This window comes from Streptococcus respiraculi, from assembly GCF_003595525.1.
GTDB classification, from domain to species: Bacteria; Bacillota; Bacilli; order Lactobacillales; family Streptococcaceae; genus Streptococcus; species Streptococcus respiraculi.
The window spans coordinates 41,653-55,763 of record NZ_CP022680.1 but is presented as its reverse complement, the minus strand read 5'-3'; the positions used below and the strand labels follow the sequence as shown (position 1 = coordinate 55,763).

At 41.3% G+C, this 14,111-nt stretch carries 13 protein-coding genes; 3 read left to right on the top strand and 10 right to left on the bottom strand.

Going from position 1 to position 14,111, the window contains the following annotated elements:
• Positions 1 to 23: 23 nt before the first annotated feature.
• The 9 genes from CHF41_RS00270 to mnmA all read right to left on the bottom strand — a co-directional run bounded on the left by CHF41_RS00270 (position 24) and on the right by mnmA (position 10,965).
• Complete coding sequence (locus tag CHF41_RS00270; protein WP_119875480.1) at positions 24 to 1,361, bottom strand: 6-phospho-alpha-glucosidase; 1,338 nt, start codon at positions 1,359 to 1,361, stop codon at positions 24 to 26.
• Positions 1,362 to 1,375: 14 nt separating this feature from the next.
• Positions 1,376 to 2,911, bottom strand: coding sequence for a PTS transporter subunit EIIC (locus tag CHF41_RS00265; RefSeq protein WP_119875479.1), 1,536 nt, complete (start codon positions 2,909 to 2,911; stop codon positions 1,376 to 1,378).
• 203 nt (positions 2,912 to 3,114) lie between these two features.
• The gene (locus tag CHF41_RS00260; RefSeq protein WP_075105126.1) at positions 3,115 to 3,366 is read right to left on the bottom strand and encodes a Veg family protein; all 252 of its coding nucleotides are present in this window, start codon (positions 3,364 to 3,366) and stop codon (positions 3,115 to 3,117) included.
• A 2-nt stretch (positions 3,367 to 3,368) separates the two neighbouring features.
• Positions 3,369 to 4,724: a replicative DNA helicase gene (gene dnaB, locus CHF41_RS00255; RefSeq protein WP_119875478.1), complete on the bottom strand. Its 1,356-nt coding sequence runs from the start codon at positions 4,722 to 4,724 to the stop codon at positions 3,369 to 3,371.
• Positions 4,725 to 4,756: 32 nt separating this feature from the next.
• Positions 4,757 to 5,209, bottom strand: a complete 453-nt coding sequence (rplI, locus tag CHF41_RS00250) for a 50S ribosomal protein L9 (RefSeq protein WP_119875477.1) — start codon at positions 5,207 to 5,209, stop codon at positions 4,757 to 4,759.
• Between the two features lie 14 nt (positions 5,210 to 5,223).
• Entirely contained in the window at positions 5,224 to 7,185 is a 1,962-nt protein-coding gene (locus tag CHF41_RS00245) for a DHH family phosphoesterase (RefSeq protein WP_119875476.1), read from the bottom strand.
• Positions 7,186 to 7,283: 98 nt separating this feature from the next.
• The gene (mnmG, locus tag CHF41_RS00240; RefSeq protein WP_119875475.1) at positions 7,284 to 9,200 is read right to left on the bottom strand and encodes a tRNA uridine-5-carboxymethylaminomethyl(34) synthesis enzyme MnmG; all 1,917 of its coding nucleotides are present in this window, start codon (positions 9,198 to 9,200) and stop codon (positions 7,284 to 7,286) included.
• Between the two features lie 3 nt (positions 9,201 to 9,203).
• A complete protein-coding gene (locus CHF41_RS00235) occupies positions 9,204 to 9,614 on the bottom strand; it encodes an NUDIX hydrolase (protein ID WP_338058444.1) in 411 nt (136 codons plus the stop codon).
• A gap of 229 nt (positions 9,615 to 9,843) precedes the next feature.
• The gene (mnmA, locus tag CHF41_RS00230; protein WP_119875473.1) at positions 9,844 to 10,965 is read right to left on the bottom strand and encodes a tRNA 2-thiouridine(34) synthase MnmA; all 1,122 of its coding nucleotides are present in this window, start codon (positions 10,963 to 10,965) and stop codon (positions 9,844 to 9,846) included.
• 208 nt (positions 10,966 to 11,173) lie between these two features.
• Between mnmA and sdaAB the strand changes: the two genes are divergently transcribed.
• The 3 genes from sdaAB to CHF41_RS00215 are packed head-to-tail and all read left to right on the top strand — an operon-like array spanning position 11,174 to position 13,295.
• Positions 11,174 to 11,845: an L-serine ammonia-lyase, iron-sulfur-dependent subunit beta gene (sdaAB, locus tag CHF41_RS00225; RefSeq protein ID WP_119875472.1), complete on the top strand. Its 672-nt coding sequence runs from the start codon at positions 11,174 to 11,176 to the stop codon at positions 11,843 to 11,845.
• An 11-nt stretch (positions 11,846 to 11,856) separates the two neighbouring features.
• Positions 11,857 to 12,729: an L-serine ammonia-lyase, iron-sulfur-dependent, subunit alpha gene (sdaAA, locus tag CHF41_RS00220; protein WP_119875471.1), complete on the top strand. Its 873-nt coding sequence runs from the start codon at positions 11,857 to 11,859 to the stop codon at positions 12,727 to 12,729.
• On the top strand, positions 12,726 to 13,295 hold the full coding sequence (locus CHF41_RS00215; RefSeq protein WP_119875470.1) for a histidine phosphatase family protein: 570 nt from the start codon (positions 12,726 to 12,728) through the stop codon (positions 13,293 to 13,295). The genes sdaAA and CHF41_RS00215 overlap by 4 nt, the downstream gene beginning before the upstream one ends.
• Before the next feature lie 40 nt (positions 13,296 to 13,335).
• On the opposite strand, the gene apf is transcribed toward CHF41_RS00215, so the two are convergent.
• A complete protein-coding gene (gene apf / locus CHF41_RS00210) occupies positions 13,336 to 14,037 on the bottom strand; it encodes an aggregation-promoting factor (RefSeq protein ID WP_119877104.1) in 702 nt (233 codons plus the stop codon).
• Between the last annotated feature and the right edge of the window lie 74 nt (positions 14,038 to 14,111).

The window sequence follows — 14,111 nt, the reverse complement described above, 5'->3', positions numbered from 1 at the left end:
TCATATTTTTATATAAATAACCACTATGCTAAAGTAGGCCAGTATCCTTTATTTGCTTCAATCAGCTCATCCAAAATTTGTTTTGCTACAGTAGCCGATGGTACTGTTTTAGATAGGCTAAGAGCTTGCCACAATTTTTCATAAGACTCTTGTTGATAGGCATCTACTACCAATTTTTCAACAGCGACTTGCTGTTCAATCATTCCTTTTTGGAAATGCGGAATTTTACCCATGCACAATGGCTCATAGCCGCGCTTGCTTACAATGCAAGGGACTTCAACCATTGCATCCTCACTGACATTAGCAATTGCTCCTTCGTTTTTGACAATAAGAAGCATTCGTTCATAGGTATTATAGGCCAAGGCACCAGCTAATTGAACAATAAATTCTGCATGCTCCCCTGCTTCAATACTGGTATCAACTGCTGTCTGATTATCAGCAATTCGTTTGCATTCTGCAAAGACATTTTTTTCACGATGATCCATAACTTCATTTGCACGAGTATAATCTGGATTAGAGTGGGCAACAACATAGTCAGGGTAAAGATAATATTTCAAATAAGTGTTTGGCATAGTTGCCTGATCGACTGCTTGGACATCCTTCACTTTTAAGAAAGTGTCTTTCCAACTAGCCTCTTCCAGCAGCGGATTATGTTCCTCTGTAGCTGCTGCATAACCATATTTTTGGACATGTTTTCGTAAGATTGGCATTAAGTCATTGCCTTGCTTATCATACATCTCCGTCCACCATCCAAAATGATTCAAACCATAGTAACGATCAATAATCTCATTTTCATTCTTCAAGCCCAAAATATCTGCCATTGATTTTTTAATGGCAACAGGCATGTCACAAATATTGATAATTTTTGATTCTGGTCGCATCCGGCGAGTTGCTTCTGCCACTATTGCTGCGGGATTTGAATAATTGAGCATCCATGCATTCGGAGAGTATTTTTCCATGTAGTCAATCAATTCAATAACTCCCTTTATAGACCGCATGCCATAGGCAATCCCTCCTGGTCCACATGTTTCTTGACCGACAACTCCATATTTAAGCGGAATCTTTTCATCCTGCTCACGCATTTTCAATCCACCCACTCGGATATGCGCCATTACAAAATCAACATCTGAAAAAGCTTCTTCTGGGTCTGTCGTAGCAACAAATTCTATTTCTGGAGCACGCTCCCGTATAATCACTTCGCAGGCTTTTGCGACAATATCTTGACGTTCTTTATCATTATCATAGAATTTCAACTTTCTTAAAGGGAATCGATCTTGATTCTCAATTAACATCATCACAATTCCCGCCGTGTATGTACTTCCTCCACCTGCAATAACGACTGATTGTTTTTCTCTTACCATTATAATATCCTTTCTTACTCTGTTATTCCTAGGGCAGCACAGACTTCTTCTTTAAATGTTTGAACTCCCATACCAATAATGACCTGAATATTTTTGCCATTTTTCACAACACCTTTTTGTTGAGAAACCTTTTGCAATATATGGTCATCCACTTTCATCTCATCTTTTACAGTCACTCGAAGACGTGTAAAACAATTCGTGACATGTTCAATATTATCTGCACCACCCAAACCTTTAATCACTAGAGCCGTATCATCCATTGTTTCTGTCATAGATGCTACTGTCTCTGACACAGGTTCTACTATATCTTCTCTACCAGGGGTTTTAATATCCAATTTTTTAATTAAAAAGACAAAGGTTACAAACCAGACAATTGTCATGATAATCCCCACAATAATCACTAGGTAAAACTTAGTGATGTTGGGACTAAATGGTGCATTCGATACGACTGTATCAATCAACCCATATAGCATGTAAGTTCTAGCACCTAAAGCCCATAAAATGGTTTCTGAAATAGCTGTTAGCAAACTATGAATAAACCATAATAGAGGTGATATGAATAAGAAGGTAAAGTCCAACGGTTCCGTAATACCTGCTGCCATGGCAACAAATGTTGACGGTAAAATCATCCCTTTCACTTCTTCTCTCTTTTCTTTCCTAGCACAATAGATGATTGCTGCTGCAACAGCAAGTGAGCCAAATATTTTGACAAAACCAAAGGTCGCAAATCGAAGTGAATTATCTAGCGAGACAATTGAACCTGAGTTTGCTAGTTCAGCATAAAAGATATTAACTGCTCCGCTATAAATTTTACCATTGATTTCAGCAGTTCCTCCAAGCGCCGTAAAACAGAATGGCATCCATAGTAAATGGTGGAGGCCAGTAGGAATCAAGAAACGGTTACCAAATGCGTAAATAAATACTCCTACTAAACCAGTCGTTAAAATAAAACCAGACAATGAAGAAATCCCCTGATTAACGACCGGCCAAATATAACACATGGCAATAGCTAAAACTAGAATGACCGGAATAAGGAGCGTGAATGTAAAACGAGAACCACCATAAATACTAAATAGATCAATAAATTCTTTTTCTGAAAATTTATTGTGGAACCAACCAACAAGACAGCCTATAATCATCCCTAAAAAGACATTCATATCAACCACTTGGAAGCCCAATACCATCCCTTGTCCAGTCCCGAACAATCCAACTTCACCTGTACTTGCTAACTGATTTGTTAAGGTCAACCAGGCATTGTTAGCTGCCAAGAAAAATATAAAAGCAATGAGGGCTATTAAAGAAGCTTCTACTTTCTTTTTATTCGCCAAAGAGGAGGCAATCCCTATACAAAAAATCAATGACAGATTATTTAACATGCTGTCCATCATCGTTTTGATCAATGAGCCCAATGTTTGAATAAACTCAGGCATAAACTGAAGTTGTAGAATAACCCCTATCGCTAAAAATAGACCCATAACAGCCATGAACTTGACAGGAACAATGACTGATCTAGAAAATTTTTGCATTGCTTCGTTAATCCGAGTTTCCATAACTTCTCCTTTTTAATATTTATTGATACGTATCTATGGATTAGATTACCATTTTTAGAAAGCGTTTACAACTTTGTTGGAAGACTATGGACTTAGGTCCATTAACTGAAACCATCTCTTCTCAACAACAAAAAAAGATGAATACCATTCTCTTCCTCCATAAAAAAGGATTGAATGATATTCATATCTATTTCTACTTCCAACTAATCCAGATAATGAATCAAAATCTTCTCCGTCAAAACGTCAGAATAGGTATAGGACTCCACAAAAGTGTTATTTGGATCTTCGTATTCGACGATAAAGAGGGATTGGTAAACCTCGGTTATCCGACCTTGTTTGTTTTTCTCACGTTTGCGACCATTTTCAAGAGTCAATTCGACAATTTGCCCCTCATGGTTTTTAATATCTTCTTTGATTTGCTTCATTTTTGCAACATCTGTAAATGCATCACTCATTCTTATCCATCCTCTCTCTTGGAAATACTTGAAAACTTATTATACTCTTTCTGGAACATTAACTCGACGGTTCCACGCGCCCCTGAACGGTTTTTCTCGATAATTACCTCAACGGTATTATTGGGAATCCCCCCGTCTTCCTGCTCACCACGTTCATAGTAGTCATCACGGTACAAAAAAGCAACGATATCTGCATCCTGCTCGATAGACCCCGACTCACGAATATCAGACAAAACAGGGCGCTTATCCTGACGCTGTTCCACACCACGCGACAGCTGACTGAGGGCTATAACAGGCACTTTCAATTCCTTTGCCAAAATCTTTAATTGCCGCGAAATTTCAGAAACTTCCTGTTGACGATTTTCCCGACCAGTTCCTGTAATCAACTGCAAGTAGTCAATCAAAATCAAGCCGAGATTACCTGTTTCCTGAGCCAATTTACGGGAGCGGGACCGAATCTCTGTAATCTTAATTCCTGGCGTATCGTCGATGTAAATACTCGCATTGGCCAGATTCGCTTGCGCCATGGTCAGCTTCTGCCATTCCTCATCAGTCAAATGACCTGTACGAATGGAACGTGAGTTAATCATCCCTTCAGCAGCGAGCATCCGGTCAACTAGGCTTTCTGCACCCATTTCCAGAGAAAAGATAGCAACTGTCTTGCCTAATTTTGTACCGATATTTTGGGCAATATTGAGAGCAAAGGCCGTCTTTCCAACTGCAGGACGAGCTGCCAGAATAATCAATTCTTCTTCGTGCAAGCCTGTTGTCATAGCGTCAAGTGCCGGATAGCCTGTCGCAATCCCTGTAATATCAGACGTCTGACGCGAACGGATTTCAAGGTTTTCAAAGTTGATATTTAAAATATCTTCAATCTGCTTGAAACCACTCCGACTTGTACCCTCACTGACATCAATCAAGGCTTTTTCTGCACGCGCAATGATTTCATCGGACTCATCCGCACCTTCATAGGCTTGGTTGACCGATTCTGTCAAACGGGCAATCAGTTTGCGTAAATTGGATTTTTCAGCAACAATCTTGGCATAGTACTCTGCATTGGCAGATGTTGGCACCGAATTGATGACCTCAGCCAAATAGCTGAGCCCACCGATATTTTCCAAATCACCCTGATTAGCCAGATAATTCCGCATGGTCGTTGCATCAATAGCCTCATGCCGATCTGAAAGAGCGACCATAGCTTTAAAAATCAACTGGTGGGAATATTTGAAGAAATCGTCTGCCTCTATATACTCACGAACAAAGACCAACTTTCCTTCGTCGATGAAAATCGCACCGAGGACCGACTGCTCTGCCAAAATATCCTGCGGTTGCACACGCAATTCATCTAATTCTGCCAAGATTCTCACCTCCTATCTTTTTTACGATTTATTTAGGCTTCTTTAATGCTCAAGTTGATGACACCTGTCACATCTTGATAAATTTTAACTGGCACATCAATCAAACCAACCGCACGAATCGGATGATCTAGTTGGATGTTACGCTTGTCAATCTTGATACCAAATTGCTTTTCCAATTCTTCTGCAATCTTCTTACTCGTAATAGAGCCAAAGGTACGTCCGTCTGGACCTACTTTTTCGACAAAGGATACTAGCGTTTCTTCCTCTGCTAATTTGGCTTTGATAGCTTCTGCCTCAGCCAACATCTCAGCATGTGCCTTTTCTTGTGACTTTTGCTTACCACGCAATTCGCTAACGGCCTGGTTAGTCGCTTCTTTAGCAAGATTTTTCTTAATCAAGAAATTTTGAGCATAGCCTGTCGGCACTTCCTTGATTTCCCCTTTTTTCCCTTTGCCCTTGACATCTGCTAAAAAAATAACTTTCATGAGGAACTCTCCTTCTATTTTTCCTTTAATTCTTCTTGAATAACTTCACCTAGCTGCGCTTGAACCTGTGCCATTGACTGATCATGAACCTGAGCGGCTGCAAGGTTAAAGTGGCCACCTCCGCCCATTTCTTCCATAATCCGTTGCACATTGACCTTGCTTCTGCTCCGCGCTGAAACTGCGATATAGTCATTGATATTTTTAGTGATGACAAATACCGCTTCAATCCCAGCCATTTCAAGAATCGTATCTGCTGCTTTACTTGGGACAATGTTGTCATAGGCAACTCCCTCATCGCCACAAACAAGAACAATATGATTTGTCAACTTCTTTCCTCTTAAAATCAATTCATTGATTTGACGGTATTCACTAAAATCAGTCGCTGCAATCTGCTGAATTTCTGAACTGTCGCTACCACGATTTCTGAGATAGCTAGCCACATCAAATGTTCGGCTAGTCACGCGCGAGGTGAAATTCTTGGTATCAAGCATAATCCCTGCCATGAGAAGACTAGACTGAAGTCGATTGAGTTTATGGTGCTTGTCATTTTGGAACTGAATCAATTCTGTCACCAATTCACTGGCAGAACTTGCTCCACTTTCAATATAGGTCAAGACTGCATTGTCTGGAAAATCTGTATCCCTGCGGTGGTGGTCAACCACAACAACCTGGCTAAATAATTCATAAAATTCTTTCGACAAGGTCAAGCCAATCTTAGAATGGTCCACCATAATGAGAAGAGACTGAGCCGTTACCTGCTTTTTCGCTTCGTCAACTGTTATCAGATTAGAGCAATTTTCCTGAGTCAATTTCTGAACGGCACGTTGAATATCAGATCCCATATCCTTTTCATCATAGACAGTATAGGCGTTATTCATGATATTCTGTGCAAAATACTGCATTCCAACAGCAGAACCTAAAGCATCCATGTCTAAGTTGCGATGCCCAACAACAAATACCGCATCGACCGTTTTGAGCTTGTCAGAGACTGCTGTCATCATGGCACGAGTACGGGTTCTGGTCCGCTTGACCGATGAAGCAGAACCACCACCGAAAAAGAGAGGCTGTTTGCTTTCATCATTTTCCTTGACAACGACTTGGTCACCACCGCGTACCTCAGCCATATTGAGATTTTGAAGCGCTACCTGACCAATCTTATGATGATTGTTTGGTCCGTAGGCAATCCCCATACTCAAGGTCAGAGCCAAATCCAATTGCTTGGCTTCTTCACGGAAACGATTAATCACTGAGAATTTATCCTCAATCAGTCTTTCTAAGACCGCATAATCCGTAAAGAAATAAAAACGGTCCATGGTCCCACGGCGGTAGTAAATCCCGTTTTCATTTGCAAAATCAGACACAAACTGAGCCAAGAAGCTATTGACCTGACTAATCTGAGAATCCGAGTAAATATCTTCTAATTCGTCGTAATTATCAACCGAAATAATCCCAATCACAGGTCTACTGCCGATCAGATTAGAAGTGGCATAATACTCTGTTGACGCATCAAAAAAGTAAAACAAACCCTGCTCAAAATCGACATAGACTGCATACCGCTTGTCAGCAACCGTCACATACGTCCTGTCCTCATCCAATCCCGTATCAATGATTTCACGAAGTTTCCGCTGGTCAAACTCGCCATCTTCTTTGACAAAAAGAAGTTCAGCATAGGGATTGAACCATTCTACTTGATTGTCTTCCAAGCGAACTTTAATCACTCCGACTGGCATGTGTGCAAGCAAGCGCATGAGACCCGTATCAGCTTGGGCATTTAAGTATTCAATTTGTTCCACTTCGCTCACTTCGTAGGAATGCTTTTGAAAAATAAAAAGCAAGACCAATAATAAAAGAACGATAAATATAGATAAATAGGTAATTGTTGAGTCAGGGTATAGACCATGAATAACAGCCAATAATCCAAATAGGATTACCCCAATCATCACAAAATGAATCGTTGAAAATCGAAATTTTTTCATCACTAACCTCTGCTTGCCATTTTACCATAAAACCGCTGAAAATGCTAGCTTCTATTTCCACAGAAGATTTGCAAAAAGACCAGACAAATGCCCAGCCTTTAGTCATTATTTTTTGCCTTAGTCTTTGAAATGGAGCGACTACGCCCTTCTAAATAAACCATGAGGATTGAAATATCTGCCGGATTGACCCCTGAGATACGGCTTGCCTGTCCAATCGTTTCAGGAGAAATCAGCTTAAATTTCTGACGAGCTTCCGTTGCAATCGAGTCAATATCATCCCAGTCAATATCTGCTGGAATCCGTTTTTCCTCCATGCGTTTCATCTTCTCAACCTGATCTAAGGCCTTGCTAATATAGCCCTCATATTTCACCTCGGTTTCAATCAATTCAATGGTCTTATCAGACAGTTCCTCAGTAGCTGGACCGACAAATTGAAGGACATCCGCATAGGTAATCTCAGGTCTTCTCATAAATTCTTTTGCAGTCAACGCATCTGTCAGCGGTTTAAAGCCCATCGCGACAACCTTCTCATTGGTTTCCTTGACAGGTTTTAACTTGATTGAATCCAACCGCGCCATTTCATTTTCGAACTGGTTCTTGTGAATCTGAAAGACCCGATAACGCTCATCATCGACCAAACCAACCTGGCGCCCAATTTCTGTCAAACGCATATCTGCATTGTCATGGCGTAAAATTAAACGATATTCTGCCCGACTCGTCAAGAGGCGATAAGGTTCAACTGTTCCTTTAGTCACCAAATCATCAATCATCACGCCAATATAGCCATCACTACGCTTCAAAATTAACTCTGGCTTGCCCTGTACTTTCAACGCCGCATTAATTCCTGCGATAATTCCTTGACCAGCAGCCTCTTCATAGCCAGAAGTTCCATTGGTCTGTCCTGCTGTAAATAATCCTGAAATTTTCTTGGTTTCAAGGGTTGCCCGCAATTGATGAGGCATGACCATATCATACTCAATCGCATAGCCTGTTCGCATCATTTCTGCATTTTCAAGTCCCTTAATAGAGTGAACCAAGTCCTTTTGCACATCTTCTGGAAGGCTAGTTGAAAGTCCCTGAACGTAAATCTCATCGGTATCACGCCCCTCAGGCTCTAAGAACAACTGATGACGCTCTTTATCCGCAAAACGCACGATTTTATCCTCAATAGATGGACAATAGCGTGGACCTACCCCCTTGACTACACCTGAGAACATCGGTGCACGGTGCAAATTACTATTGATAATCTCATGACTGCGTGCATTGGTATAAGTCAACCAGCATGGAATCTGGTCTTGCAGATAATCCTCATCTTTGGATAAAAAAGAAAAATGATTGGGCTTCTCGTCTCCGGGTTGAATTTCTGTTGCGGTATAGTCCACTGTTCTAGCATTGACACGAGGTGGCGTTCCTGTCTTAAACCGCCCAATTTCAAGACCCAAATCTTTCAAGTTATCCGCCAAAGTAATAGAAGCTAAGCTGTTGTTTGGACCAGATGAATATTTTAGATCCCCGATAATAATTTCACCACGCAAAGCCGTTCCTGTTGTTACAATGACCGCCTTTGCTGCAAAATACTGATTGGTCGCTGTCCGAACACCGATGACTCGATTTTCTTCAACCAAAATCTCATCAATCATGGTCTGACGAAGAGTTAGATTCTCCTGTTGCTCCACCGTACGCTTCATCTCTAGCGAGTATTTGGCCTTATCAGCCTGGGCACGAAGAGCGCGCACAGCAGGACCTTTACCCGTATTCAGCATTTTCATCTGAATGTAGGTCTTGTCAATATTGCGCCCCATTTCGCCACCAAGAGCATCAATCTCACGGACTACAATCCCCTTAGCCGATCCACCGATAGAGGGATTACACGGCATAAAGGCCACCATGTCCAAGTTAATCGTTGCAAGAAGGGTCTTACACCCCATCCGACTGGTGGCAAGACCCGCTTCTACACCCGCATGGCCCGCACCAATTACAATCACGTCATACTCTTCTGTAAACGAATATGTCATCTCCTAGTCTCCTTTAATTCTGATATGTTCAATCGCCCCTGACCAGCTAGGTAAGGCCGTTTTCAAAAAAGCAGGAACTACATCAATATTGACAAGGTTGTCAACATCTATCCAATAACACGGACTTCCCCACTCTTCCTCAATCATCTGAGAAGGCAGATTCCCCAGTAGTTCAACGATATAGTGAAACTCAATATTGTGAAAATTGACCGGCTCTTTCTTGTCAACTACTGTAAACTCATTTTCAACAATAAAAGCTAGTTGCTTGACTGCTACATCAATCCCTAGTTCTTCTTTTACCTCTCGGACTACTGCAGCTTCTGTTGACTCGCCAACCTGAATAGCTCCGCCAATCGTATAGTATTTCTGAGTATCCTCACGATAGGAAAGAAAAAGCTGGCTATTTTTCATAATAAGTGCAGTTGCTCGAACCCCGAAAGTTTTCCCGTTGCTTCTCGTTCAAAAACCCACTTTTTTCGGCCTTTCTAGACAAAAAGAGCCAAAACCCTCAGAAACTGCACGCAAAAAACGTCCAATTCCTATGAGCTTTGACCATCATAGCATTGTTATACTTTCATTTTATCACATTTAGTATGAATGTCAACTTAAATATTCTCGTGATTAACTTTACAACATTGTCAATCTAAATATACTGACACACTTTCCCATCTTTAAAGGCAAGGTCAATCATGCCCCCACCTAGACACTCTTCGCCATTATAGAAAACAACGGCTTGACCTGGTGTAATGGCACGTTGTGGTTCAGCAAAGACAACTTCTGCTTTGTCACCTTTAACATGTACTGTAACCTTGGAATCTGGTTGACGGTAACGGAATTTCGCCGTACATTCTAGCGTAAAGTTCTCAGGCATGTCCTTTGTAAAGTGAACTTGACTAGCTGTCAAGCTAGTTGACATCAACGACTCATGATAGAATCCTTGTCCCACATATAAAATATTTTGTGACAAATCTTTTCCGACAACAAACCATGGAGCATTATCTCCACCAATTTGTCCACCGATACCAAGTCCCCCACGTTGACCAATGGTGTAATACATGAGACCTGCATGCTCCCCCATATCTCGACCATCAACTGTCATCATGCGTCCTTTTTGAGCAGGCAGATACTGGCTGAGAAATTCTTTAAAGTTCTTTTCACCGATAAAACAAATCCCAGTCGAATCTTTTTTCTTAGCTGTGGCAAGCCCAGCACGTTCTGCAATTTCACGCACTTCTGATTTTTGCAAATGTCCTAAAGGAAACATGGTTTTCTGCAATTGCTCTTGAGACAATTGGCTGAGGAAGTAGGTTTGATCCTTACCATTATCAGCAGCCCGAAGCATGTGAACCGCTCCATTCTCATCTCGCTTGACCTGTGCATAGTGACCTGTCGCCACATAATCAGCACCTAAGTTCATAGCATAGTCCAAGAAGGCTTTAAATTTAATTTCCTTATTGCACATTACATCAGGATTTGGTGTCCGTCCTGCACGATATTCAGCAAGGAAATATTCAAACACTCGGTCCCAATACTCTTTTTCAAAGTTGACAGAGTAGTACGGAATCCCGATTTGATCGGCAACAGCTGCAACATCTTTGTAGTCTTCTGTTGCTGTGCAAAAACCATTTTCGTCTGTATCATCCCAGTTTTTCATGAAGATGCCAATCACATCATAGCCTTGCTCCTTGAGTAACAGGGCCGTGACAGAGGAATCAACACCCCCACTCATACCAACGACAACACGTATCTTTGAGTTATCACCCATTGTCTATTCTCCCATCAATTTAATCTAGTGTAAACTTCCTTTACACCGTCTATTTTCAAAAAACGATTGAAGGTCGATTTTGAAGTACCTCACGGCACAGACAGTATTATACCATATCCCTAGCCATTTTCTAACAAATAAAATCAAGAAGCAGATTTTCCGAACGTTATTTGATATAATAACAGTAAGAGAAAATTGAGGAAACCCTATGACTAATTTAAAATTTCAATCCGTCTTTGATATCATTGGACCTGTCATGATTGGCCCATCATCTAGCCATACAGCAGGAGCTGTTCGCATCGGAAAAATCGTCTCATCCATTTTTGGTGAGACTCCGACAGAAGTCGAATTTCAACTCTACAATTCATTTGCCAAAACCTATCGGGGCCACGGAACTGATGTTGCCCTAGTAGCCGGTATCCTAGGAATGGACACGGATGACCCTCGTATTCCAGACTCCCTTGATATTGCCCGAGAAAGAGGCATCAAGGTCTACTGGAAAATCAATAGAGAAAGTAATACTCCCCACCCCAACACAACCCGTATCATCATTAAAAATGAGTACAAGTCCATCTCTGCAACAGGTGTATCCATTGGGGGAGGAAATATCCAAGTGACCGAGCTAAACGGCTTTGCAGTCAACCTGAATATGAACACCCCAACTATCATCATCGTCCACCAAGATGTTCCTGGAATGATTGCAAAAGTGACGGATATTCTATCAAAGTATGACATCAATATCGCCCAAATGAACGTGACCCGTGAAAGTGCTGGAGAAAAAGCGATTATGATTATTGAAGTCGATTCCAGACAATGTGGTGACTCCATTGCTGAAATTGAAGAAATTCCACATTTACACAATGTCAACTTCTTTAACTAGAAAGAGAAAATATGTTTTATACAATTAAAGAACTGGTATCACAGGCAAATCAAGATTTTTCAGGCAATGTCGCTGAACTCATGATTGAAACAGAAATCGAGCTGACTGGGCGCTCTCGAGAAGAAATATTGACACTGATGTCAAGAAACTTGACAGTAATGAAATCATCCATTATTGATGGTCTAACAGAGAGCAAATCTGTATCTGGGTTAACAGGAGGCGATGCTGCTAAACTTGAACGCTATATCCAGTCTGGCAAAACCTTGTCAGACAAAACAATCCTCTCTGCCGCTCGCAATGCTATTGCGGTAAATGAATTAAATGCTAAGATGGGATTGGTCTGCGCTACCCCAACTGCTGGCTCTGCTGGCTGCCTGCCTGCTGTTCTAGGAGTAGCTATTGACAAACTTGGACTAAATGAAAAAGAACAGCTCGACTTCCTCTTTACAGCAGGAGCTTTTGGTCTGGTAATTGCAAACAACGCTTCTATTTCGGGAGCAGAAGGAGGTTGTCAAGCCGAAGTTGGCTCTGCCGCTGCTATGTCAGCTGCTGCTGTCACCTTAGCTGCAGGAGGAAACGCCTTTCAAGCTAGTCAAGCGATTTGCTTTGTCATCAAAAATATGCTCGGTCTGATTTGCGATCCTGTTGCTGGTCTTGTAGAAGTCCCGTGTGTCAAGCGAAATGCCATGGGAGCTAGCTACGCCCTCGTTGCAGCCGATATGGCGCTAGCAGGGATTGAGTCAAAAATTCCTGCAGACGAAGTCATTCTTGCCATGTACCAAGTCGGCTCTAGCCTGCCTACCGCCTTTCGAGAAACAGCAGAGGGGGGGCTTGCCATCACTCCAACTGGTCTAAAACTAAGCAAGGAGATATTTGGACAATGACAACAGTTTATTTTGTTCGCCATTGCGAACCAAACTACAACAATCACAATGATTTAACAAGAGAATTATCACCAAAAGGTTTACAAGATTGTCAGCTAGTGACAGACTTCCTATCAGATAAAGAGGTTGACATCGTTTTATCCAGTCCATTAAAACGGGCTATAGATACGGTAAAACCCTTTGCTCAATCTCAAAATCTTACGATTCAGACGGTTGCGGATTTTCGCGAACGTAAGATTGACGACAGCTGGATTGAAGATTTTGATAGCTTTACAGCAAAACAATGGGAGGATTTTTCTTTCAAACTAGAAAATGGAGAGAGCCTCCAAGAAGTCCAAAATCGAAACATCGCTGCTTTACAGAAATGTTTACAGGATTATTCAGAAAAAACGCTTGTCATCGGAAGTCATGGGACAGCATTGTCAACTATTCTCCATTACTATAGTGAGCACTTTGGACTGAACGATTTTTTAAGAATCAAGCCACTCATGCCCCATATCGTTTGTTTAGAATTTGACGAGTTCACATTACTAAGTCTCAAAGAATACACATTGTATAAGGGATAGATAAAAAAGACCGAGTTCGGTCTTTTTGTTTTCTTTATGCTTAATACCAACCATGTGCCAACCAAAAGTTTTTAGCTGCAACCCATGATCCATAGCGACTTGCTACATACGCATCTGCTACGCGTTCTTGATTTTCAGGAGAATAATCTCCGTTTAAGTAGCTATCTGTTAACTGATAGCGACCATAGTATCTACCGTTTCGAGCTGTATAACTACCGCCTGATTCTTTTTGTGCAATCCACTCTTTGGCTTCTGCCTCAGCATCTGTTACCGTAGAAGTAGCAGGGACTGGACTTGCTGTAGGAACTGGCTGTGTTGTTTGGGCTGGTGCAGCTGAAGCTGGCGTTTCTTGAATTGGTGCCGACTGAGCTGGAGCTACTTGACTTGGTACTTCCTGAACTGGCTCTGTTTGAACAGGAGTTTCCTGCACTGGTGTTTCTTGAACGACTGGATCAGAAACTACTTGTAAAGGCACATTTGCTACTGTATCTGATAACTTATATAATTCTAATACTTGATTCACATAAATCAAATTCGGATTATTAATCTGATTTAGAGCAACCAATTCTTCAACAGTTGTTTTATAAGTAAGAGCAATTTGGGATAAAGTATCTCCAGATTTCACCTTGTAGGTATCAGCACTTACGACACCAGCAATCAAGATGGAACTCATTGCAATAAGCCCTGCAATCGCTAATCTTAATTTATTACTTGTACGTCGTTTGTTACGTATACGTCTCATATGATATACATAGTCCTTTCTTTCAGTCATCTTCTATGATACAACCAAAATATTACTCTTATTTTGTAAAAATA